The organism is Actinoplanes lobatus, assembly GCF_014205215.1.
GTDB classification, from domain to species: domain Bacteria; phylum Actinomycetota; class Actinomycetes; order Mycobacteriales; family Micromonosporaceae; genus Actinoplanes; species Actinoplanes lobatus.
Window position 1 is genome coordinate 8,027,868 of record NZ_JACHNC010000001.1, and the last position, 22,157, is coordinate 8,050,024.

At 70.0% G+C, this 22,157-nt stretch carries 24 protein-coding genes; 13 read left to right on the forward strand and 11 right to left on the reverse strand.

Annotated elements, in window-relative coordinates:
- Nucleotides 1-7 precede the first annotated feature (7 nt).
- On the reverse strand, nucleotides 8-1,567 hold the full coding sequence (locus BJ964_RS36900) for an ATP-binding cassette domain-containing protein (RefSeq protein WP_229806659.1): 1,560 nt from the start codon (nucleotides 1,565-1,567) through the stop codon (nucleotides 8-10).
- A 229-nt stretch (nucleotides 1,568-1,796) separates the two neighbouring features.
- On the opposite strand from BJ964_RS36900, the gene BJ964_RS36905 reads away from it, so the two are divergent.
- The 4 genes from BJ964_RS36905 to BJ964_RS36920 are packed head-to-tail and all read left to right on the forward strand — an operon-like array spanning nucleotide 1,797 to nucleotide 5,443.
- Nucleotides 1,797-2,966, forward strand: a complete 1,170-nt coding sequence (locus BJ964_RS36905) for a helix-turn-helix domain-containing protein (protein WP_188124978.1) — start codon at nucleotides 1,797-1,799, stop codon at nucleotides 2,964-2,966.
- Nucleotides 2,963-3,544 (forward strand): transcriptional regulator, encoded by a 582-nt coding sequence (locus BJ964_RS36910; RefSeq protein ID WP_188124979.1) that lies wholly within the window; start codon nucleotides 2,963-2,965, stop codon nucleotides 3,542-3,544. The genes BJ964_RS36905 and BJ964_RS36910 overlap by 4 nt, the downstream gene beginning before the upstream one ends.
- The gene (locus tag BJ964_RS36915) at nucleotides 3,541-5,046 is read left to right on the forward strand and encodes a PEP/pyruvate-binding domain-containing protein (protein WP_188124980.1); all 1,506 of its coding nucleotides are present in this window, start codon (nucleotides 3,541-3,543) and stop codon (nucleotides 5,044-5,046) included. The genes BJ964_RS36910 and BJ964_RS36915 overlap by 4 nt, the downstream gene beginning before the upstream one ends.
- 4 nt (nucleotides 5,047-5,050) lie before the next feature.
- Nucleotides 5,051-5,443 (forward strand): VOC family protein, encoded by a 393-nt coding sequence (locus BJ964_RS36920; RefSeq protein WP_188124981.1) that lies wholly within the window; start codon nucleotides 5,051-5,053, stop codon nucleotides 5,441-5,443.
- Here the strand turns inward: BJ964_RS36920 and BJ964_RS36925 are convergent.
- Nucleotides 5,434-5,961, reverse strand: coding sequence for a hypothetical protein (locus tag BJ964_RS36925; RefSeq protein ID WP_188124982.1), 528 nt, complete (start codon nucleotides 5,959-5,961; stop codon nucleotides 5,434-5,436). The two genes, BJ964_RS36920 and BJ964_RS36925, sit on opposite strands and share 10 nt — an antisense overlap.
- Nucleotides 5,962-6,014: 53 nt before the next feature.
- Between BJ964_RS36925 and BJ964_RS36930 the strand changes: the two genes are divergently transcribed.
- Entirely contained in the window at nucleotides 6,015-6,734 is a 720-nt protein-coding gene (locus BJ964_RS36930) for an aspartate/glutamate racemase family protein (protein WP_188124983.1), read from the forward strand.
- Between the two features lie 43 nt (nucleotides 6,735-6,777).
- Here the strand turns inward: BJ964_RS36930 and BJ964_RS36935 are convergent, their stop codons facing one another.
- Nucleotides 6,778-7,158: a winged helix-turn-helix transcriptional regulator gene (locus tag BJ964_RS36935; protein WP_229806660.1), complete on the reverse strand. Its 381-nt coding sequence runs from the start codon at nucleotides 7,156-7,158 to the stop codon at nucleotides 6,778-6,780.
- Between the two features lie 96 nt (nucleotides 7,159-7,254).
- On the opposite strand from BJ964_RS36935, the gene BJ964_RS36940 reads away from it, so the two are divergent.
- Nucleotides 7,255-7,602 carry a DoxX family protein gene (locus BJ964_RS36940; RefSeq protein WP_188124985.1) on the forward strand — a complete coding sequence of 116 codons (348 nt, stop codon included), beginning with the start codon at nucleotides 7,255-7,257 and terminating at the stop codon, nucleotides 7,600-7,602.
- A gap of 139 nt (nucleotides 7,603-7,741) precedes the next feature.
- On the opposite strand, the gene BJ964_RS36945 is transcribed toward BJ964_RS36940, so the two are convergent.
- On the reverse strand, nucleotides 7,742-8,383 hold the full coding sequence (locus tag BJ964_RS36945; RefSeq protein ID WP_188124986.1) for an HAD family hydrolase: 642 nt from the start codon (nucleotides 8,381-8,383) through the stop codon (nucleotides 7,742-7,744).
- A gap of 413 nt (nucleotides 8,384-8,796) precedes the next feature.
- On the opposite strand from BJ964_RS36945, the gene BJ964_RS36950 reads away from it, so the two are divergent.
- From BJ964_RS36950 to BJ964_RS36965, 4 genes are all read left to right on the forward strand, one after another.
- The gene (locus BJ964_RS36950; RefSeq protein ID WP_188124987.1) at nucleotides 8,797-9,252 is read left to right on the forward strand and encodes a hypothetical protein; all 456 of its coding nucleotides are present in this window, start codon (nucleotides 8,797-8,799) and stop codon (nucleotides 9,250-9,252) included.
- Nucleotides 9,249-9,743, forward strand: a complete 495-nt coding sequence (locus BJ964_RS36955; protein ID WP_188124988.1) for a hypothetical protein — start codon at nucleotides 9,249-9,251, stop codon at nucleotides 9,741-9,743. Before BJ964_RS36950 ends, BJ964_RS36955 begins: the two co-directional genes overlap by 4 nt.
- A 182-nt stretch (nucleotides 9,744-9,925) precedes the next feature.
- A complete protein-coding gene (locus BJ964_RS36960; protein ID WP_188124989.1) occupies nucleotides 9,926-10,687 on the forward strand; it encodes a hypothetical protein in 762 nt (253 codons plus the stop codon).
- Between the two features lie 61 nt (nucleotides 10,688-10,748).
- Nucleotides 10,749-11,168: an SRPBCC family protein gene (locus BJ964_RS36965; RefSeq protein WP_188124990.1), complete on the forward strand. Its 420-nt coding sequence runs from the start codon at nucleotides 10,749-10,751 to the stop codon at nucleotides 11,166-11,168.
- Here the strand turns inward: BJ964_RS36965 and BJ964_RS36970 are convergent.
- Both BJ964_RS36970 and BJ964_RS49340 read right to left on the reverse strand, forming a co-directional pair.
- Entirely contained in the window at nucleotides 11,152-11,787 is a 636-nt protein-coding gene (locus BJ964_RS36970; protein WP_188124991.1) for a class I SAM-dependent methyltransferase, read from the reverse strand. The genes BJ964_RS36965 and BJ964_RS36970 overlap by 17 nt on opposite strands.
- Nucleotides 11,788-11,976: 189 nt before the next feature.
- Nucleotides 11,977-12,687, reverse strand: a complete 711-nt coding sequence (locus BJ964_RS49340; protein WP_188124992.1) for a GNAT family N-acetyltransferase — start codon at nucleotides 12,685-12,687, stop codon at nucleotides 11,977-11,979.
- A gap of 42 nt (nucleotides 12,688-12,729) precedes the next feature.
- Here BJ964_RS49340 and BJ964_RS36980 point away from each other — a divergent pair, with 42 nt between their 5' ends.
- From BJ964_RS36980 to BJ964_RS36990, 3 genes are read left to right on the forward strand one after another with little or no spacing between them, the layout of a single operon-like run.
- A complete protein-coding gene (locus BJ964_RS36980) occupies nucleotides 12,730-13,401 on the forward strand; it encodes a hypothetical protein (RefSeq protein WP_188124993.1) in 672 nt (223 codons plus the stop codon).
- Nucleotides 13,402-13,454: 53 nt separating this feature from the next.
- A complete protein-coding gene (locus BJ964_RS36985; RefSeq protein ID WP_188124994.1) occupies nucleotides 13,455-15,227 on the forward strand; it encodes a substrate-binding and GGDEF domain-containing protein in 1,773 nt (590 codons plus the stop codon).
- 30 nt (nucleotides 15,228-15,257) lie between these two features.
- Complete coding sequence (locus BJ964_RS36990; protein ID WP_229806661.1) at nucleotides 15,258-15,926, forward strand: GTP pyrophosphokinase; 669 nt, start codon at nucleotides 15,258-15,260, stop codon at nucleotides 15,924-15,926.
- Nucleotides 15,927-16,111: 185 nt separating this feature from the next.
- On the opposite strand, the gene BJ964_RS36995 is transcribed toward BJ964_RS36990, so the two are convergent.
- The 5 genes from BJ964_RS36995 to BJ964_RS37015 are packed head-to-tail and all read right to left on the reverse strand — an operon-like array spanning nucleotide 16,112 to nucleotide 22,049.
- Nucleotides 16,112-17,524: an RICIN domain-containing protein gene (locus BJ964_RS36995; RefSeq protein ID WP_188124995.1), complete on the reverse strand. Its 1,413-nt coding sequence runs from the start codon at nucleotides 17,522-17,524 to the stop codon at nucleotides 16,112-16,114.
- A 13-nt stretch (nucleotides 17,525-17,537) separates the two neighbouring features.
- Nucleotides 17,538-18,926 (reverse strand): pectinesterase family protein, encoded by a 1,389-nt coding sequence (locus BJ964_RS37000; RefSeq protein WP_229806662.1) that lies wholly within the window; start codon nucleotides 18,924-18,926, stop codon nucleotides 17,538-17,540.
- 30 nt (nucleotides 18,927-18,956) lie between these two features.
- Nucleotides 18,957-19,844, reverse strand: coding sequence for a carbohydrate ABC transporter permease (locus BJ964_RS37005; RefSeq protein WP_188124997.1), 888 nt, complete (start codon nucleotides 19,842-19,844; stop codon nucleotides 18,957-18,959).
- 10 nt (nucleotides 19,845-19,854) lie between these two features.
- Nucleotides 19,855-20,733, reverse strand: a complete 879-nt coding sequence (locus BJ964_RS37010; protein WP_188124998.1) for a carbohydrate ABC transporter permease — start codon at nucleotides 20,731-20,733, stop codon at nucleotides 19,855-19,857.
- Nucleotides 20,730-22,049: an ABC transporter substrate-binding protein gene (locus BJ964_RS37015; protein WP_188124999.1), complete on the reverse strand. Its 1,320-nt coding sequence runs from the start codon at nucleotides 22,047-22,049 to the stop codon at nucleotides 20,730-20,732. Before BJ964_RS37015 ends, BJ964_RS37010 begins: the two co-directional genes overlap by 4 nt.
- Nucleotides 22,050-22,157 lie beyond the last annotated feature (108 nt).

Below are 22,157 nucleotides of genomic sequence, written 5' to 3' on the forward strand. Positions count from 1 at the left end.
CCCGCTTTCAGTCGAGGCTCAGCCTCGGCCAGTCGGCCAGGTCGGTGAGCAGGCGGCGGTCGTGGGTGGCGACCACGACCGCGGCCGAGGTACGCCGCAGTGCCGCGGTGAGTTCGTCGACCAGAGCCGCTGACAGATGGTTGGTCGGCTCGTCGAAGATGATCAGATCCGGTCGTGGGGTCAGACGCGCCGCCAGGTCGAGGCGGCGCTGCTGGCCCAGCGACAGACGAGACACCGGGGTACGCCAGGCTTCCGCGTCGAGCAGGCCGGTCGCGTCGATGGGGCAGATCCGGCGTGCCGTGGCACCCGGCGGCCAGTCCGGGACCTCCTGTGCGACCAGGGCGACGCTCGCGGCGGGCGACCGGTGGACCGTGCCGGCGGTCGGGGCGAGGCGGCCGGCCAGGACGGCCAGGAGGGTGGACTTGCCGGAGCCGTTCGCGCCGGTGACCACGAGCCGTTGGCCGCCGGCGAGCTCCAGGGTCACCGGCTTTCGCAGGCGGGTGCTCACCCGTACCCCCTGGGTTCGAATGATCGGAAGGCCGGGCCGCGTCTCCGGCTCGGGCCACCGCAGAGCCGGCGGGGGTGGCGGCACGGTGATCCGGTGCGCGGCCAGGGCCTCGCGATCGCGATTCAGCGCCTGCACCACGCCGGGTGTGTGGGACTGGCGTTTGTGCTTGTTGACGCCCTTGTCGGGGCGCCAGCCGGTGGTCAGCCGGGCCCGGGCGCGGTCCACCGCCTGCTCCAGGCGGCGATGCTCGGCCTGCTGCTCCTCGTGCTCCTGCTCCCAGCGCTGCCGGTCGCGGCGGCGGCCGTCCTGCCAGGCGTCGTAGCCCCCGGCATGCCAGCGGGGCCGGCCGTCGCTGCTCGGGTCCAGGTCGAGAAACTCCCGGGCCACGTCGCGCAGCAGCTGACGGTCGTGGCTCACGATCGCCAGGCCGCCGGGGTGCTCGCGCAGGCGGGTGGTCAGGAAGGTCAGGCCGTCGGCGTCCAGGTGGTTGGTCGGCTCGTCCAGCAGCAGCAGGTCGTGGTGTGCGCCGAGCAGGCAGGCGAGCCGGACCCGGTAGCGCTGGCCCACCGAGAGGGTGGACAGCTCACGGTCGCGGTCGGCGCAGGCGTTCAGCGCTTCCAGGGCGACGTCGACGCGGCGGTCGGCGTCCCACGCCTCCAGCCGGGTGGCCGCCTCCAGCGCCGTCGCGTAGCGGTCGCCGGCGCCCGGGCGGCCCGCGGTCAGGTCGTCGGTGGCCTGATCGAGAGCGGTCAGGGCGGTGTGTGACGCGTGCAGGGCCCCACCGGTGAGGGTGCCGACCGTCTGGCCGGGGCCGGCCGCCAGCGCCTGCGCGGCCAAGCCGACGGTGCCGGCCCGGTGCACGGTGCCGGCGTCCGGGGTGAGCAGGCCGGCCAGGACGTGCAGCAGGGTGGTCTTGCCGCGGCCGTTCTCGCCGACGATCGCCAGACGGGACCGCGTGGAGACGGTGACCGAGACGTGGTCGAGGATCCGGCGGGCGCCGAGGGTGAGGGTGAGGTCGTCGGCGCGCAGTTGGGCGGCCGTGATGGTTTCCAGGGACACGGGGTTGCTCCGCAGCTCTCGAAGAGGAGCCGGGTAGCCGGAGAGGGCCGCCCGGCAGGACGCCGAGACGGCGGGCATGGTGCAGGTCGCGCCGCCGTCAGCGGCGGATCCGCAACCTCATGAAAGCGATCCCTGTGTGCATGGCGGCCACGCTAGCGGGGGCCGCCCGCGGCCGCCAACCATTTTCCGGATGTTCTCATCATCGGGATGGCGTGAGTATCCTGGTGGCATGGTTCGGTTGACGCGGGCGCAGCAGCAGGCGCGCACCCGGGCCGCGGTGCTGGGCGCCGCGGCGTCGGAGTTCGAGGAGCACGGTTATGCGGAGGCGAAGGTCGACCGGATCGCGGAGCGGGCCGAGCTGACCCGCGGGGCGGTGTATTCGAACTTCTCCAGCAAGCGGTCGCTCTATCTGGCGGTGCTGCTCGACGAATGGCCGCACCGGCCGATCACCGGTGCCGGCCTTCTGCCCTCTGAACCGGCGTTCGGCGTTGCGGCGGCGGCGGAGGCGTTCGCCCGGGTCTGGCTGGAGCGGCTGCCGCTCGCCGGGGACACGGCGGCCGGGGCGCGGTTGCGGGCGCGGTCGGTGGCCGGGGTGTTCGACGACGAGCCGGGGCGGCGGGTGCTCGGTGAGCTCACCCGCTTGGAAGGGCTCCTCCTCGGGCTGGCTCTGGAGTCGTGCCAGCCGCCGGGCGGGCGGCGGGTGCGGCTCGCCGAGACGATCCTCACCCTGCTGCACGGGGCCGACCACCTGGCCGAGTCCGCGCCCGGGTTCGGGGACCCGTTCGACCTGGCGCGCGCCTGCGGTCATCTGACATCCATCTCGCTGCACGATGAGTGGGACCCGCCGCACCTGCCGTTCATCCCGGCGGCGCTCACCTGCGACGACCCGTGGGAGCCACCCGAGGAGATCGACGACGGGGTGCTCGTGGTGCTCGGTGCCCGGCGGCTCGGCGCGGCCGAGGAGGCGGTGCGGGCCGTCTCCCGGGCTGCTTCCCCCGGCGCGGACCCGGCCTCTCCCGCCGCGGAGCCGGACCAGGCGGGCTCCTTTGGGGAGCCGGACCAGGCGGGCTCCTTCGCGGAGCCGGAGCAGGCGACCTCCTTCGCGGAGGCGGTGCGGGCCGCCGACAACGTCACCATCGCGGCCGTGACCAGCGATCCCGCCGAGATCGGGGCGCTCGTGCGGCTGCGGGTCAGCGGGATCATGGCCATGCTGCGGCAGATCTTCCCCGGCGGGGTGCGACCACCCGTCCGGATCATCCTCGACGGGGCGGAGGGGTTCGCCCACGCCGTCGGCGTGCCAGTGGGCGACGACACGGAGGCCGCGGTGCGGATACGGGATGGGCGCATCATCGCGCGCGCGGATGGCCGCGGCGCCGGGCATGCGGCGGCGACGGCATGACCGATCTGAAGGTGCTGCACACTCTGCGGTGCATGGGATTCACCGACCTCGGCCGGGTGGCGTCGGCCGCCGGGCTGCCGCCGGAGGAGACCGAGTCACGGTTGATCGACCTTGCGGTCGAGGGGCTCGTCACCCGTACGCCGGGGGCCTTCGGTGGGTGGGGACCGACCGAGGCCGGCAAGACCGAGGACGCCCGGCTGGTCGCCGAGGAGCTGGACAAGGCCGGGGCTCGTGCGGCTGTGAGCAGCGCGTACACCGATTTCATGATCCTGAATCCGGAGTTGATGGATCTGTCCACGGCCTGGCATCTGCGAACCGTCGACGGGGTCGCGGCGGTCAACGACCACACGGACGCGGCCTACGACAACCGGGTGCTGGCCCGCTTTGCCGATCTGGACCGGCGGGCCTCCCCCGTGTGCGCGGCGCTGACGGCGGCGCTGCCCCGGTTCGGCTCCTATCGGACCCGGCTCAGCGCGGCCCTGGCCCGCGGCGATCTGGCGGAGAGCACCGAGTCGTACCACAACGTGTGGTTCCAGCTTCACGAGGATCTGCTGGTCACGCTGGGGATCCCCCGATGAGCGAGATCCACGCGCTCTCGCCGGACCTGGCCCTGGACGCATCGGTGATCGGCGGAAAGGCTCACGGCCTGGTCGCCCTGATGCGGCTCGGGCTGCCCGTGCCACCCGGCTTCGTCATCCCCACGGCCGCCTGCCGTACGTTCCTGGAGAACGGCGTCCTCCCCGGCGGTGAGCTGGCCGGGGCCGTCCGTGAGCTGGAGGCCGTCACCGGTCGCCGCTTCGGCGACCCGGCCCGGCCGTTGCTGGTCTCGGTCCGTTCCGGGGCCGCCGTGTCCATGCCCGGCATGATGGACACCCTGCTGAACGTGGGTTCCGGCGGTGACCTGGACGCGGCGGTGCCAAGGGTGTTCGCCTCGTGGAACGCGTCGCGGGCGGTCACCTACCGGGAGTTGCACGACATCCCGCACGATCAGGGAACCGCCGTGGTGGTGCAGGCGATGGTCCTCGGCGACCGGGACGAGCACAGCGGCAGCGGGGTGGCGTTCAGCCGTGATCCGAGTACCGGGGAGCGGCGGCCCTACGGTGACGTGCTGTTCCGGAGTCAGGGCGACGCCGTGGTCTCCGGGGCGGTTCCGACCCTGCCGCTGGACGCTCTGGCCACCCGCGAGCCGGACGTGTGGGCGGAGCTGATGGATGCGCTGGACCGGGTGGAACGCCACTATCGGGACGTGTGCCATGTCGAGTTCACCGTCGAGTCCGGCTGCCTGTGGCTGCTGCAGGTCCGTCCCGGTGGGTTGAGCGGGCGCGCGGCCATCCGGGTCGCCGTCGACCTCGTGGACGAGGGGCTCATCGACCGGGCCGCCGCCGTCCGCCGGATCACACCGGGCCATCTGCGGGCGGCCGCCGTCCCACGGATCCGCGCCGCCGCCCCGCCGGCCCCGTCCGCGGATCCCTTCTCCCAGGACCCCGCGACCTGGGATCGGGCGGCTTCGGCTTCGGCACGCTCGGATCCACCGTCAACCGGGAAGTCGAGCCTGGTGACTGAGGCGGGCAGTGCCGCCTCGTCCGGCGCGGGACTGGAGGTTCTCGCTCGCGGGCTGGGAGCCGGGCCGGGGGTCGCGACCGGCCGGGTGGCGGTCACCGCGGACAGCGCCGTCCGGATGGCGGCCGGCGGGCCGGTCATCCTGGTGCGGCCGCACACGTCGCCGCTCGACCTGCACGGGCTGGCCGCCGCCGCCGGGATCGTCACCACGACCGGCGGCCTGACCAGCCACGCCGCCGTCGTCGCCCGGTCGATGGGCAAACCCGCCGTCGTGGGCGCGGCAGGCCTCGCCGTTCGCACCCACGACGTGGTCGTGACCGGGCAATCGATTCCGGACGGTGCCGGCGCCGACACCGATCAGGTGGTCGTGGACGGGCTGTCCATTCCGGAAGGGGCCGTCATCACCATCGACGGGACCGGGGGTGAGATCGTTCTCGGTGTCGCCGAGACGACCGCCGGCGGCACCGGGCCGCATGTGGATCGGCTGCTTCGCTGGGCCGCCGACGAGTCGGTAGCGTGACCGGATGCCGGAGAATCCGCCCGCTGACCGCTGGGCCCGTCACGACTGGTGGGGCGTCGTGCTGGATGCGCCTGATGTGCCCGTCCTCGCCCGCTTCTACTCCGAGTTGCGGGGCTGGGCGATCTGGAAACAGGACGCCACCGGGGCGGCCCTCGACCTGGGTGAGGGCGTCGCCTACCTGAGCATCCAGTACAACCCGGACTATGTGCGGCCCACCTGGCCGGAGACTCCGGGCCGGCAGCAGATGATGCTGCACCTCGACTTCGAGGTCACCGACCTGGAGGCGGCCGTGGCGCACGCCGTCGGCCTCGGCGCTGAGCTTCCCGGGCATCAGCCGCAGGAGAACGTCCGGGTTCTGCTGGATCCGGCCGGGCATCCGTTCTGCCTCTACACCTGAGCGGTCGCCCAGCCGGTCAGTGTGATGATCTCGGTGGCGATGCCGGTGACCGGACGGCCGCCGGTCGGGATGCGGTGGACCCAGGCCGGGGTGTTCCGGTCCAGGTCGCGCGCCATGAGGTCGCTTCGGGAGATGTGGTGCGCGAGGCCCGTACCCGTCTCGCGGATCTGAAGTCTTTGATGTGCCGTCGTGTCGTCGGCGGTGAGCAGGACCGCGGTGACGGCGGGATCGTCGCCCATCGCCGCGGTCAGGTCGGCGGTGAACCGTACGCTCACGGTGTTCGTGTAGATCATCCGGCGGTAGCCGAGCGCCCGGTAGTTGGCCCACATGGCGGCCAGGTTCCGTTCCGCCAGGCCGTGCTCCCAGGGTGGCGGATAGGCCTGGTCGAGGTTGTCGCCCTCGATCAGGCAATGCTTGACGCCCGCCCCGGACAGGAGCTGGTGGATCTCGAAGCCGACGGTGGTCTTGCCGACCCCGGCCCGGCCGCCCAGGAACAGCACCTCGCTTCGCGTCGCCATCCCGGCACGGTAGCGGAAAGGATCTCGGGCACGCGCTCGGATAGGGTCGGCGGATGCGTCTGATCGGGCTCCTCGGTGGCATGAGCTGGCAGTCCACCGCCGAGTACTACCGGCTGCTCAACGATCTGACCCACGAGCGGCTCGGTGGCCTGCACTCGGCGCGCTGCGTGCTGTACTCGGTGGACTTCGCCGCCATCGAGGTGATGCAGGCCGAGGGCCGCTGGGAGGAGGCGGGGACGGCGCTGAGCGAGGCGGCCCGGGCGCTGGAGGCGGCCGGGGCGGACTTCGTCGTGCTGTGCACCAACACGATGCACAAGGTCGCCGACCGGGTGGCGGCCGCCGTCGACATCCCCCTGCTGCACCTGGGTGACACCACGGCCGAGGCGGTGAAACGGCGGGGCGTGACCACGGTGGGGCTGCTCGGCACCCGGTTCACCATGGCGGAGGACTTCTACCGCGGGCGGCTGGCCGGGCACGGACTCACGGTGCTGGTGCCGTCCACCGAGGACCAGCGGATCGTGAACGACATCATCTACGACGAGCTCTGCCTGGGCATCGTCAAGCCGGAGTCCCGCGACGCCTACCGCCGGATCATCGCCGGGCTGATCGAGGACGGGGCCGAGGGCGTCATCTACGGCTGCACCGAGATCGAGCTGCTGGTCGGCGAGGGCGACAGCGCGGTGCCGGTCTTCCCGACGACCCGGCTGCACTGCGAGGCCGCCCTCGACCACGCGCTGCGACCCGATCCGCCGCGGCGTCCCGGCCAGCCCTGAGCGGGCGACCGGCACGGCGTGGCGGGAACGGTCGGGGCGGGGCTCAGGCCGTACCCCTCGAAGGCTTTTGATCGGCTCTTCGGGCCTCGATGCCCGGCACGTGCTCGATGGCCCACGTGGCCAGGGCGAGAGCGGGTGGGATGAGGCTCTTGCCGACCGCGGTGAGCGCGTATTCGACGCGCGGCGGCACCTCGGCGTAGACGGTGCGGAGGACCAGGCCGTCGCGTTCCAGGTTGCGCAGGGTGAGGGTGAGCATGCGCTGGGAGATGCCGGGGACCTGCTGGTGCAGGTCGCCGAAGCGCAGTGTGCCCTGGTCGAGGGTGGCGACGACCAGCAGCGTCCACTTGTTGCAGATCTGGTCGAGGATGGCGCGCAGCGTGCGGCCGCCGTCGCCGCGGATCTTGCAGGTGTGTTCGTAGTCCACCGGTGACAACTCTCTGTGCCTTAGGCACATGCGTGTGCCTTTTGTACGCCTCACTTTAGTACCGCATGATGTGGCTACTTACGAAAGGTAACTCTCATGCGTATCGCGTATTGGGTACTGGCCGTTCTGCTCGCGGTGTTCTACGCCTACTCGGGCGGCAAGAAGGTCACGCAGAGTCAGGATCAGCTGCGACCGATGATGGGGTGGGTGGATCAGATCCCGATGCGGCTGGTCCGGGTGATCGGGGCGCTGGAGCTGCTGGGGGCGGCCGGGCTGCTGCTGCCGCCGTACCTCGGCGTGGCGGCCGCCGTCGGGCTGACACTGTTGCAGGTGGGTGCGATCGTCACCCACCTGCGCCGGGGTGAGGCCCGGCTGATCGGCCTGAACATCGGCCTGCTGGTGTCGTCGGCGGTCACGGCCTGGCTGGCCACCGCCTGGCTGTGAGCCGGGTCAGAGCGCCGGCCCCGCATCGTGGGCGGTCACGGCCTGACTGTGAGCCGGTTCAGAGCGCCGGCCCCGCGTCGTGGACGGTCACGGCCTGGCTGTGAGCCGGTTCAGAGCGCCGGCCCCGCGTCGTGGACGGTCACGGCCTGGCTGTGAGCCGGTTCAGAGCGCCGGCCGCGTCGTGGGCGATGTGGGTGGGGCGGTGGCCGGGGGCCGTCCAGGGGCGGCCCGCGGAGATCCAGACGCTGGGCAGGCCGCAGGCGGCGGCGCCGGCGATGTCGGCGTGCGGGGAATCGCCGATCACCCACGCGTCGCGCAACGGCAGGCCCGCGACGGCGGCCGCGGCGTGGAAGATCTCCGGGGCGGGCTTCTTGTGACCGGCTGCCTCGGAGACGATCCAGCCGTCGACCAGCCGGTCCAGGCCGGTGTTGCGGATCTTGGTCTCCTGCTGGGCGGTGCGGCCGTTCGTGACGATCACGCACGTCCAGCCGGTCGCCCGGACGGTCGCGAGGGCGTCGGCGGTGGCCGGGGCGAGGGTGACACGGTCGGCGGCGCCGGTGTCGAGCAGGGCGCGGACCGTGGCGCCGGAGACGCCGTACCGGTTGACCATGGCGGTGCCGACCAGGTCGCGGGGCGTGTATCCGCCGGCGTCCACACCCATCAGCCAGGAAAGATCGCCGGCGGGCAGCCCGTGTGCGGCCAGGAACGCGGCGGCGGCCTCACGGAAGGCGGCGTCCCGGTCGATCAATGTGTTGTCGAGATCCACCAACAGCAATGTCACGTAGGGAGTAGACCATGGAGCCGCGGCACGACGACTCCACGCGGTGCCGCCGACCACGGCGCTGGTGGAGCTGGACTACGCCGCGGGGCTGTCTCCCGGAGGGCGCGTGGATGGTGACGTTCCGGATCCGGCAGGGCCGCGAAGATCTCACCGGCGCTGTCGTCCGGGCGGTTCACGGCCGGCTGCTCACGGAGCGTAGTGCGCACGTTTTCCGGATCCTGCCGGGCGAGCACGCCTCCCGGGTCGCCCTCGCGGGGCTCGGGCTGCGCGAGCGGGTGCTGTCCCCGGCCTTGGAGCCGCGACCCTATCCATGGTTCACATCTTGAGCGTACGTGTTGAGCGTACTTGACGGTTGAGTTGATCATCGTCAGCATTGACCGTCCTGACGTGCACGAAATCGAGGCTGAACACTGTTGAAGGCGTACCCGCTCGCACTCGTTCCGCTGATCCCGGCCGTACCCGTCGCCGCCTGGTGGCTGGTCGGCGACCTGACCGAAACCTCCGGCGACATCGTCCTGGACTACGCCTACCAGCCGGTCACGTTCGGTGAGGCCGGCGACGTGGTCCTCGGCGTCGTCGCATTCCTGACGGCGCTGGCCGCATTCGGCGTCCTGATCCACGGTGCGGTCACCGGGCGTATGCACCGCGCCTGGTGGGGTGTCGCGGTGTCGATCCTCGCGATCGGCGCCTACCTCGGATGGGCCGAGCGGATCTGGACGGCCGGGGTGATCGGCGCCAACTTCGGCGTCGGCCTGACCTTCCTGTTCGGGGTGCCGTTCGTCGTCACGTTCCTGCTGCCGTCGGTGTGGTCGCTGGTGGTCCTGCGCCGCGCCCGGCGCACCGAGGCGCAGCCGGCCGGGCGCTCGTGAGGCCGCTCGGCTGGCCGTTCGCGGTCACGCTGATCCCGCTGTTCCCGGCCGCGGCGGTCGCCTGCTGGTGGCTGCTCGGCGACCAGACCAACGACGCCGCCCGGGAACTCGCCGCCCAGGGCGTGAAGCTCGACTACGACATGGAGCCGATCACCCTCGGCCCGACCGGCGACCGGCTCCTCGGCATCGCCGGTTGCGTGGCTTTCGTGGCGCTGGTCGCGATCCTGGTCGCCGGCAGCGCCACCCGCCGGATGCACCCCGCCTGGTGGGGTATGGCCGCGTCGGTTGCACTGTTCGGCGCCTACCTCGGGCTCGTGGAACGGACCTTCACGGCGGGCGGGATCGGCGCCAACATCGGCTCGGGCCTGATCGTCCTGTTCGCCCTGCCGTGCACGGCCGCGTTCCTGGTTCCGGCCGTCGGCTCCACGGTGACGCTGGTCAGGGAACGGCGCCGCGCCCGTGCCGAGCGGTGGCCGGTGGCCGCCGCCTGAAAACGGCGCCCCGACCGCCCCGAGCAGCGGGGGTCATCGCCAGCCGAGCAGGAAACGGCGCCGCGCCCGCGCCCAGCGGTGGGTGCCGGTCACCGGCCGAGCACGACGTCAAGATGTGGGCCCGATTCGCGCGCTGCACCCCGTACCCAATTATGATCTTGATTTTATCGATGGACCCGGGGGTGCTCGTGCGAATCGGGATCGCGCTTTCCACGGTGGGTTTGCTGGCCGGATGCACGGCGCAGGTCCCGCCCGGGCCGCAGGTCGACGCCTCGCGGGTTCCGGACCCGGCCATCCGCCAGGAACTGCTGGCGGCGATCCCCGACATGGCCGACGGGGCCTACGCCTTCCGGATCAGCGGGCCCGGGGCCCCGGTGTCCGGGGTGTTCTCCGACCTGGACAGTGTCATGCAGGTCACGCAGGAGCGGACCGTACCGGGACGCGACCTCCGGATGACCGTGACCGCGCGCCGGGTCGGCGCCCCGGTGTGGGTGCGGGTGGCGCTGGAGCCGGCATCGTGGCACCGCCGGCTCGGCGTGCCCACCGGCTGGACGGCGATCGACCAGAACCGGCTGCCGGCCGAGAAGCTGTTTCCGGTGCTGGTGGACAGTGACGGCGGAGACGTCGCCGAGATCCGGGACACGGTGAGGTTCGCGACCGAGGTTTGGAAGGCGGCGCCCGGCCGGTTCACGGGCACCGTCGATCTGCGCACCGTGGACCGCACCGACTCGATCGTGCCGCGGGACGTCGTGGACCGGCTGGGCGAGCGGGCCGCCGCGGTGCCGTTCGAGGTGACCGTCACCGGCGGTGTCGCGTCGGGGATGACCGTGACGCTGCCGGACGGCGCCGTCTACCGGGTGGAGTACTCCGGATTCGGAGCCACCACGGCGCCCGGGAAGATCGATGCGGGGCGGGCGCCGAAGAGCGTCTACGCATTGCTGTGACGGCCGGCCTTCTTCGCGCACCGCCGAGGCCTGCCCGGTGAGCGCCGATTAGGGTTGGCCGGTGGCCACCGTACGCGTCGATGCCGTCCTGTCCGTTCCGGTTCAGCAGGTGTGGGAGGCGGTGGCCGACGTCGGGGCGGTCCACCAGCGGATGCTGCCGCGCCGGGTGCTGAACGTGCGGCTCGACGGCGACCACCGGATCCTGACCATGCCGGACGGTGTGGAGGTCCGCGAACTGATCGTCGCCGTCGACCACGAGTTGCGGCGGATGGCGTACACCGTGGTCGAGGGCCAGCGGATGCCGCTCACCTACCATCACGCGTCGTTCCAGGTGTTCGAGGACGAGGCCGGCAGCCGCCTGGTGTGGCAGACCGACGTGCTGCCGCACGCCATGGCCGCCCACGTCCGCCCCCGGGTGGAGGTCGGCATCCGGGAGATCCGCGACGTCATCGAAGCGGCCGCCGTCAGCGCGCAAAGCTGAACAATCGCCGCCCCGCGAGTGTGGCCACCGGCTGCGGGGCGGCGTTCAGCCGGTGCACGCCCACCCGGAAGCGGGCGTCGTCCGGGCGGGTGAACGCGACCTCCTCGAAACCGTTGCGGTCGAAGCAGGCGCGCAGCGCGTCGCTGGGGTCCGGTCCGATGCCGCCGTGCCCGCGCGTCCAGACGACCACGCCGCCGGGATGCAACAGGGCGGGAAGAGCGGCGATCGTACGGGCGGCGTCCGCTTCGGAGATGTTCCCGAAGACGCCGCACGTGGTGACGATGTGCGCTGGGGCGGCGTCGAGGTAGGTGCCGGCCAGGCCCGCGTCGCCGGTTCGCACGTCGACGCCGGTCAGGTCGAGTTCGCGGGCCGCCTCGCGGGCGCGCTGTGCCAGGCCGGGGTTCAGTTCGGCGAGGGTTGCCCTGGCCGGGCCGGGGTAGCGGGCCAGAACCGGCAGCACGTCGCGGCCGTCGCCCGCGCACAGGCTGATCACCCGGACCTCACCGGGGAACTCGGCCAGCGCCCGCGCGAGGTGCTCCCGGACGACCACGAGCCGCCGGGCCAGCGAGGAGCCGGGGTCGTCGTAGTCGCGGTGCCACCCGATCCAGTCCGTCACCATCGGGTCATCGTGCCTCATCACCCATCCCCGAGCGGCCGCTGGAGACAGCGCTGACGGCCGGCTGGGCACGATCCGCGGATGCGACGTTGGCCGGCCAACCGGTCACGCCCGGCGGGCGCGGCACGGTCCGGTGTGGCAGGGGCTCGCGGGTATTGGGGATCGGGTTCGCGTGGCCCGTACGAAATTGGGTTAAAGGATGCGGTAGTGATAGCTGTGGGAGTGCGTGAAACCGGCGGCCTCGTAGAGGCGTCTTGCCTGGTCGTTGTCGTCTTCTACCTGTAGGTAGAGGGTGTGGGCGCCGTGGGTCAGGGACCAGGCGGCGCCGGCGTGGAGGATGGCGGCGGCGTAGCCGCGGCGGCGATGGGCCGGGGCGGTGGCCATGCAGAACACGCCGGTGAGGCCGTCGCCGGCGACGAAGAGGCCGAACGCGGCGATCTCGCCGTCGACCGTGATGCTCGCGAAGCCGGTGGGGGCGGTGATGCGGGACAGGACGAGGTCGCTGACCGTCTCGGAGCCGTAGGCGGCGCGCCACGCGGGGGTCAGTTCGGGCGTGATCTCCACCGGGGTCGGCGGTGTGAGCCGGTCGGTGATCGTGGCCGCTGGGGCGGTCATGACCAGTGTGGGCGCGTCGTGGCGGTAACCGCGCTCCGCCAGCGCCGCGTCCAGCGTGGCGTGTTCCTCGGCGGGGCTCACCTGGACGATGACCGCCGCGCCGCGGGTGCGGTAGTAGGACTCGACCGCGTCGAGGGACCGCTCCGGGTGACGGTCGGCGGCCGGGGGCAGTGCGGCGTTGTTGCGGCGCCTGGTCACGCCGGGGGTGTGTCGCAGCAGCCAGCCGCCGGCCCGCTCGTTGTCGATGGCGGGCCAGGCCGTCACGGCATGCTGTTCGATCTTGATCACTTGAACACCGTAGTCGTTTGCGGTATCGGCTACCTTGAGCGCGTGCCGAACATCGATCAGTCCCGCGAATCCGATCTTCCGTGGTTTCTCTGGCCGATCCGGGCGGTCGCCATCGTCGTGGTGCTGCCGTTCCGCCTGTTGTTCGAAGCGCTCGCCTATCTGATGACGCCGGTCGTCTGGCTGTGGCGTCATCTCGTGGTCATCCCGCTCGCGTGGCTGTGGCGTCATCTCGTGGTGGTTCCGCTCGCGTGGCTGTGGCGGGCCGTGATCGCGCCGGTGCTGCGCTGGGTGGGCAAGGGTCTGCTGATCGTTTTCGCATGGCTCTGGGCGGTGCTGGCCGTGCCGCTGCGGTGGCTGTGGCGGGCCGTGATCGTGCCGGTTGCGGAGGCCTTCTATCGCTGGGTGCTGCGTCCCATCGGGATCGCGATCGCGGTGAGCCTGGAATTCGTGTGGCGGTGGGTGCTGGCCCCGGTGGGCCGGGCGCTGCTGTGGTTCCTCAAGATCGGCTGGGACGGGGCCTACCGGTTCGTGCTGCGACCGATCGGGATCGCGATCCGGTTCGTCTGGCGGTGGACGTTCGGACTGCTGTTCCAGGGCGTGGCGTGGGTGTGGCGCGCCATCGTGGCCCCGGCCGGGCGCTGGGTGCGTGACGAGGTCCTGCGGCCCGCGGGTGCGGCGGTGCGTTCCGCGCTGTCGGCGCTCGGCCTGCGCTGACCATCGTCCTGACCTGGGCATGAGCCCGCGCGGTTTGCGGAATCATGGGCGGTGTGAGTGGGCGTGTGTTCGGGATTCTCTCGCCGTTCGTCGGCGGTGACTACTACGGCGCGATCATCGAGGCGGTCAACGCGGCCGCGGTGGCCGCCGGCGACCGGGTGATGGCCGTGCAGACCCTGAACCCGGGTTCGCACAGTGCCGACCGCAGCGGTCTGCCCGATTTCGATCGGCCGCTGGGGTGGCGGCACCTGTCCGGGCTGGCGGTGCTGCCGGGCGCTGCCGCGACCGGCTACGCCACGGACGCCCGGCAGGCCGGGCTTCCGGTGGTCTTCGTCGCGCAGGAGGTGCCGGCTTCGTCGGTGGTCCTGGCCGATAACCGCAGCGGGGTACGGGACGCGGTCGCACATCTGATCGAACACGGTCACGAGCGGATCGCGTTCGCCGGCTATCTGGCGCACTTCGACCTGCGGGAACGGCATGCCGGGTACGCGGAGGCGCTCGCCGCGAACGGTCTGGAACCGCTGGTGATGGACACCGGCGACAACCACGAGAGCGGCGGGGAGGCGGTCGCCGACCTGCTGATCCGGGCCGGGATGCCGGTGTCGGCGATCGTGCTGGGCACCGACCGGAACGCGATCGGGTTGATCGGGCGGATGCGGGCGGCCGGGTACGCGGTGCCCGGCGATCTCGCGGTGGTCGGGTTCGACGACATCGCCGACGCGGCCTACCTGCGGCCGGCACTGTCCAGCGTGCGGCAGCCGCTCGACGAGCTGGGCCGGGCGGTGTACGAGCTGATGGATCAGCCGGTCACCCACCGCGAGGTGCCGACGGTGTTCGTGAACCGGGAGTCGTGCGGCTGTTCCGGTGGCGGTCTGCCGGTGTCCGAGGCACACACCCGGGCACTGTTTCAGCAGGTCAGTTACCTCCAGGAGACGTTGAACATCCAGTACGAGCTGGGTGTGGCGCTGCTCGGCGCCCAGGAGCGGGACCCGCGGGACCTGGCCTGGCTGGAGCTGACCCCGGCGACGGCCGGATGCCTCGGACTGTGGCATCCGGATCTTCCGGACACGCTGCATGTGCGAGGCGGGTACCGGTTCCCGGCCGGCGGTGTCCTCCCGGTGGATGAATTCCCGCCGGCGGACCTGTTCGAGCGGGCGTACGGCGCGGACGGGGAGATCGTGTTCGTGGTGCCGGTCCGGACCCCGGCGCAGGACTGGGGCATGTTGGCGGCGGTCGGCCGTATCCAGTCGACCACCCCGCCGGGCCGGGAGATGATGAACCATTCCGGGTCGTTGCTGGCCAAGGCTCTGGACTACGGGGTGATGCAGGAGAAGCTGCGGCAGGCGGCGCTGCGTGATCATCTGACCGGGCTGCCGAACCGGGTGCTGCTGGAGGACCGGATGGCGCAGGCGGAACGGCGGGCGGCCCGGGAGGCGGGATACCGGTTCGCTATCCTGCTGCTCGACCTGGACGGGTTCAAGGCGGTGAACGACACCCACGGTCACGCTGTCGGCGACCAGCTGCTGATACAGGTGGCGCGGCGGTTGACCAGGCGGTTGCGGCGCACCGATACGGTGGCCCGGCTGGGTGGGGACGAGTTCGTCGTACTGATCGACGGGGTGTCCGGGTCGGGTGGGGCTCACGAGGTCATCGCCGCGATCAAGGCCACCGTGACCGAACCGTTCACCATCGACGGGCACGTCGTCGAGGTGGGTCTCAGCATCGGGGCGGCGATCTCCGGCGACGGCACCTCGGACCCCGATTACCTGCTCCGCGAGGCGGACGCCGCCATGTACCGGGCGAAGTCCGTGGAGCGGCAGCGCTGACGTGCCGCTATCGGTAGAGAGAGATGCGACGTGACGACCGATTATCCCGGACAGATCGCCCGCCGGGTCCATCCCGAGACGTGGCACGAGCAGCTCACCGACCTCAACCACCTCCTCATGGTGTACAAGTTCGGGCTGGCCGAGATCAACACGAAGGTCACCATCCTGGCCGAGGAACTCGCCCATCGGGGCAGCGGTAACCCGATCGAGCACGTGTTGCCGCGGCTGAAGTCGCCGGCCAGCATCACGGCGAAGGCCCGGCGGCTGGGCTGCTCACTCACGTTCGAGGACCTGCGGGACCAGATCCGGGACATCGCCGGGATTCGGATCGTGTGCAGTTTCGTGTCGGACGTCTACACGGTGGCGAAAATGTTGACCCGGCAGCCGGACGTCCACCTGGTCGTCGAGAAGGACTACATCGCCAACCCGAAACCCAACGGGTACCGCAGCCTGCACCTGATCGTGGAGGTCCCGGTCTTCATGTCGGACCGGGTGGTGGCGGTGCCGGTCGAGGTGCAGCTGCGGACCGTGGCCATGGATTTCTGGGCCAGCCTGGAACACAAGATCTACTACAAGCACGATCCGGACGTGGTGCCGCCGCGGCTGCGTGACGAGCTGACCGCGGCGGCTGAGGATGCGGCGCGGCTCGATCTGCGGATGGAGCGGCTGCATCGCGAGATCCACGGGCCCCGGCGTTAGCGAGCCGGCCCGCGGATCGTGGGTTCCGCGGGCCGGCTCTGGAGCGAGCCGGCCCGTGGCCCGTAGGTCGGCGGGCCGGCTCGGGGTCTGCCGGGCCTGCGTGCCCGTGGGTCCGCACGCCGGTCCGGGGTCTACCGGGCCTGCGTGCCCGTGGGTCCGCACGCCGGTCCGGGTGACCGGGTCGTTCAGGTTCCGATGTTGGCCTGCGGGCCGGCGTAGGTCCGCAGCATGGCGGGCACGTCGGCGGCCGCGTCGAGGGTGTAGGAGTAGAAGCTGGCCGGGGTGAAGGCCGACCCGAGGGTGGTCTGGTTGCCGGTGCAGTTGACCAGGATGCTGCCGGACTGGCGCAGTTGTGCCGTGGAGTCCGGGTAGAAGGGGTCCTTCACCCCGTCGAAGTAGCTGTTCTCCAGGACCATCTTCGTGGCGCCGCGTGAGTAGTTGCCGTAGCCGCTGATGGTTTGCAGGTAGTTGTTGTAGAGGTGGGCGTAGGCGACGTTGTCGGTGCTGGGGTTGCGCTGGCCGGTGTTGTGGATCCAGTTGTGGTGGATCGTCATCCGGGCCGTGACGTTGTCGGTCCAGCCGATGCCGAAGGCCTTGTTGCCCTCGGCGAGGACGTTCCATGACACGGTCAGATAGCTGGTGTCCTTGCGGGAGTCGATCAGGCCGTCGTTCATGCGGGTGATGAGGTTGTGGTCGATCCAGATGTGGTCGGCGGTGTCCATCTGGATGCCGTCGTAGTCGTAGACGTCGTCGCCCGGGTCGTCGTCGGCCATCCGGGTGTCGCGGATGGTCAGGTTCCGGATGATCACGTTGCGGGTGCCGGCGCCGAGGAAGAAGCCGCCGCCGACGAGCTGTCCGCTCGTGCCGACACCGACGATCGTCTTGTTGGAGGTAACCGGGATCTCGGTGCCGATCGGGCTGATGGTGATGGCGGCCGCCACCCGGATCACGTAGGAGCCGGACGCGGCGGCGTATCGGGCCAGGTCGGCCTGGGTGGTGACGGTGACCGTGGTGCCGCCCGCTCCCCCGGTGGTGCCGCCGCCGGTCGACGCGAAGCCGTCCGGGGTCGACGGCCAGGTGCGTGCGCTCGTGGAGACGAAGCCCCACTGCTTGTTGGTGTTGGCGGTGCACGTCTCCTGGATGATCGCCGCACCTGATGCGGTGGAGGCGTCCTTGTCCGACATGCACAGGCCACTGTTCACATTGATGACCTGATACGTGTTGGATCCACTCGACACCAGTCGCCACTGTTGATTGGCTTGACTGGATACACACGTGTACTGCTGCAGTTGAGTTCCGGACGCCGTCGACCAGCCCGGCACGTCAACACACTTGCCACTGTTGACGTTCTTGATCAAGTAGTTGGAACCGGACGCCACCAACGTGAACTGCTGCCACGTCGAGTTGACCGTGCAACCCCACTGCTGCAACAGAGCACCGTTCGCGGTGGACGCGCCCGGCACGTCGAGACACATGCCGGACTTGGTCACCTTGAGCTGATAGACCACACCCGTCGCCGGGGCGGCCTGGGCCGGGGAGGGACCGAGACCGATCAATACGGACGCCACCAGCAACGCGGACGCGAAGAACCTGCGCATGATCACTCCCCTCTCATCCGACCGGGTTCCAGCCGTCGGTGCCGGCCAGATACTTCTGCGGGGTGTAGTTGACCGCGGTGGCGTCGCTCATCTGCGGCCGGTTGCCGTTGATCGTGGCGCCGGATCCGGTGTTCTTGTATTCGAAGAACCGGGCGTTGGTCCACACGTTGGAGGACATGTTGATCCACGGCTGGGCGGTGGCGATGGTGGCGCTCAGGCTGGTCTCCCGGTAGAGGACCTGGGCATCCGGTCCCCACGGGCGGCCCAGCTGCGTGGTGTTGCTGGTCGCGCCGGTGACCGTGCACTTGTAGAAGAGGAATCCGTAGGCGTTGGCGGCGTCGGTCCGGGCCGCCGTGATCGGGCCGCCGGTACTGCGTTTCTGGTAGACGGCGGTGTTCTGGAAGACGGCCGTGCCGCTGCCGAAGATGAAGTCGACGGTGCCCTCGACGTAGCTGTTCTTCACGTAGTGCCGGTAGTTGTTGACCAGCAGCGTGTCCTGGGCGCCGAGGAAGCGGACGTTGTCGAAGACCGACCGGTCGCCGTTGAGGTTGGCGGCGACGGCCTGGCTGCCCTCGCCGTAGTCGTTGGAGAGGGTCAGGTTGGTGGCGGCGAAGTTCGCACCGTTGACGAATACGGTGGCGCTGCCCGAGGTGCCGTAGCCACCGGCCGAGCTGTGGTTGTTGACGATCACCGTCTGGCCGGGGGCGCTGCCGAGGCCCTGGAGGGTGACGTAGGGCTTGTTCGACGGGATGGTGACGATCTCGCGGTAGGTGCCCGGGGCGATCGTGATGACGCGCCGGGTGGTGTTGTTGGCCGGGACGGCGTCGATGGCGGCCTGCACGGTGGTGTACTGACCGCTGCCGTCGGCCGCGACCGTCGCACCGGCCGTGCTGGTGGTGACGAAGCCCCACTGTTTGTTCGTGTTGGCGGTGCACGTCTCCTGGATGATCGCCCCACCCGACGAGGTGGAGGCGTCCTTGTCCGACATGCACAGGCCACTGTTCACATTGACGACCTGATACGTGTTGGATCCACTCGCCACCAGCCGCCACTGTTGATTGGCTTGACTGGATACACACGTGTACTGCTGCAGTTGAGTTCCGGACGCCGTCGACCAGCCCGGCACGTCAACACACTTGCCACTGTTGACGTTCTTGATCAGATAGTTCGAACCCGAGGCGACCAGCGTGAACTGCTGCCACGTGGAGTTCACGGTGCAACCCCACTGCTGGAGCAGAGCACCATCGGCCGTCGACGCGCCCGGCACGTCGAGACACATGCCGGACTTGGTCACCTTGAGCTGATAGACGACACCCGTGGACGGTGCCGCTTGGGCGGGCGCCGTGGGCATGCCGAACAGCACACCCGCGGCGAGGAGCGCGAGGACCAACACCTTGCGCATCATGGGGATCCTTCCTTCCGGGTTTGGGGGTTACCGGAGGCCGGTGGTGGCGATGCCCTTCACCAGGTATTTCTGGCCGGCGATGAAGAAGCCGATGACCGGCGCCAGGGACAGGAACGACATCGCGAACATCTCGCCCCACTGGCTCTGCCCTTCGGAGTCCATGAACTGCCGCAGGGCGAGCGGGACGGTGTACAGCTCGGGGTCGGTGAGGTAGAGCAGTGGGCCGAAGAACTCGTTCCACACCGAGATGAAGGTGAAGATCGCGGTGGTGGCGAAGGCCGGCAGGCAGAGCGGCATGATGACCTTCCAGAACGTACGGAAGGGGCCACACCCGTCGATGCGGGCCGCGTCGTCGAGCTCCTGCGGCAGCGATCGCATGAACTGGACCATCAGGAAGATGTAGAACCCGTTGGTGGCCAGGAAGTGCGGGACCAGCAGCGGGTAGTACGTGTTGAGCCATCCCAGCCGGTCGAACATGACGTACTGCGGGACGACCAGCACATGGCCGGGCAGCATCATGGTGCCGAGCATCATGGCGAAGAACAGCTTGCGGCCGGTGAAGCGCAGCCGGGCGAAGGCGTACGCGGCGAGCGAGCAGGACAGCAGGTTGCCGACGATGCTGAGGATCACGATGACCAGCGAGTTGACGAGATAGATCTCGAACGGTTCGCTGAGCGCGGTCCAGCCGCGGGAGTAGTTGCCGAAATCGAACACGGCCGGCCACAGCGATTCGTCGGTGAAGACGGTGTTGCTGGGCTTGAGCGAGCTGGAGATCATCCACAGCAGCGGGTACATCATGAGCACGCCGACCGCGCTGAGCAGCACGTGCCGGATGAAGCGGGGGCGACGGCGTTTCGGCATCGGTTGATCGACCGGCGGCTCGACGGAGGATTCCCGGGTCATGGTGAGCGTCATGAGTGCCCTGTCAGTTGTCGTAGAAGACCCAGAAGCGGGCCGCCAGGAAGTTGACCGCCGTGAACCCGGCGATGATCACCAACAGCAGCCAGGCCAGCGCGGACGCGTAGCCCATGTCGAATTCGGCGAAGCCCTTCTGGTACAGGTACAGGTTGTAGAACAGCGTGGATTCGCCGGGGCCGCCGGTGCCGTTGCTGATCACGTACCCCTGGGTGAAGGTTTGAAAGGACGCGATCAGCGCCTGCACCAGGTTGAAGAAGATGATCGGGCTGAGCAGCGGCAACGTGATCGAGCGGAACTGCCGCCACCCGGAGGCGCCGTCCATCGACGCGGCCTCGTAGTACATGGCCGGGATCTGTCGCAGCCCGGCCAGGAAGATCACCATGGGTGAGCCGAACGTCCATATGTGCAGCAGGATCAATGTGCTCAACGCGTACCGGGGATCGGAGGCCCATCCGGGGCCTTGAATGCCGAACCAGGCCAGGAAGTCGTTGACGACGCCGTTGTAGCCGAAGATGTAGCGCCACAGCATGACGATCGCGACGCTGCCGGCCAGTAGCGAGGGCAGGTAGTAGACGCTGCGGTAGATGCCCAGTCCGCGCACGCCGCGGTCGAGGACCATGGCGACGGCAAGGGCGACGATCAACGACAACGGTACGGAGACGACCGTGTAGATGATCGTTACCTTGAGTGACTGGTGCAGTTTGGCGTCGTCGAACATGCGCCGGAAGTTGTCCAGTCCGGCCCAGGTCGGTGCGGTGAGCAGGTCGTAGTCGGTGAACGCCAGGTACAGCGACGCGAAGAACGGGACGATCATGAACAGCATGCCGCCGAACCAGGGCAGCAGGAACAGGTAGCCGGCCCGGTCCTGGCGCCGGATCGCCGTCATCCGTGGATCTCCTTGCGGGCCTCGGTGATGAACCGCTCCCCGGCGGCGGCCGGCTTGAGCCGCCCGAACTCGACCTCGGTGCTGATCGTCTTGAGGATGTTGGTGAGTTTGCTGGCGCCGACCGGGTACGGGTAGGACGGCGGCAGCTTCTCGTTCTGCAGCGCGCTGAGGAACTCGGTGGCCCGCTTGTTGTCGGCGTCCAGGTCGGGCGCGATCTGCTCGGCGATCTTCCGGTTCGGCGGCACACCGCGGGTGGCGCCGCCGACCCGTGCCGCCTCCACGTCGTTGATCAGGAAGTTGAGCAGCTTGAGCGTCTCGTCGGGATGCTTCGAGGTGGCGGCGATCGACCACAGGGCCGGGGTGTCGATGGACTGCCCGCGGCGGGCGGTCTCCCCCGGGATGCGCAGCATGACGAGATTGCCGCCGGACGCCTGGTTGTAGCCGAGCAGGTTGTTCGACGGGATGATCTGCGAGGCGATCGACTTCTTGGCCAGGTAGGACTGGGCCGGTGAGGCGCCGTTGTTCTGGTCGATGAACCCGGCCGGCGGGAACGCCTTGGCGGCGCGCAGGCCCTCGGTCAACTCGAACCAGGCGGTGATGGTGCCGGCGGTGGAGCCGAGTCGGCCGTCCGCGGTGAAGAAGTCCTCGCCGCGCTGGCGGGCGAAGACGAGCAGGTTGGCGACGGTCCAGGGTTCGAAGTTGGTGCCGTAGACCTTGCCGCCGCTGGCCTTGGTGACGGCGGCGGCGAACGTCGACAGGTCCGCCCAGGTCCAGGTGTCGCCGTCCGGGATGCTCACGCCGTACTGATCGGTGATGGTCTTGTTGACGACGAAACTGATCGTGTTGAGGCCGGAGGGCACGCCGAAGATCTGCGGGCCGACCTGGCCGAGCGCCCGGGCCGGCTCGGTGAGACCGGTCAGGTCCAGGGTGCCGGCGTGTTTCGCCAGGTCGAGCAGGGTGCCGCGGTCGGCGTACTCGCGGAGGCTGTCGAAGCGCATGGCCATCAGGTCGGGCGGGTCGCCGGCCGCGAAGCGCGCGGCGAGTTTGTCCTTGTACGGCGAGCTGTCCTGGTATTCGGTGCGCACCCGGATGCCGGGGTTGGCGGTCTGGAACAGGTCCAGCGATTTCTGGGTGAACTGGGCGCGCTGGGCGTCGCCCCACCACACCATGTTGATGTCGATCCGGCCGTCGTCGTCATCGCCTCCACCGCCGAAGCCGCGGCCGCATCCGGGCAGGGTGGCGGCGGTGGCGGTGAGCCCGGCGAGGGTGAGCAGGTGGCGCCGGGTGGGCCCGGCGGTGTTGCCGATTGCGTTCACGATGGGTCCTCCCGACCGGCAAGCGGATTTGTTTCAGTGTTTTATCTATCGAGTAGCGTCCATGTCAACCGCCTCGCCGGAGTTTGTTTCAGAGGTTGACTTAAATAC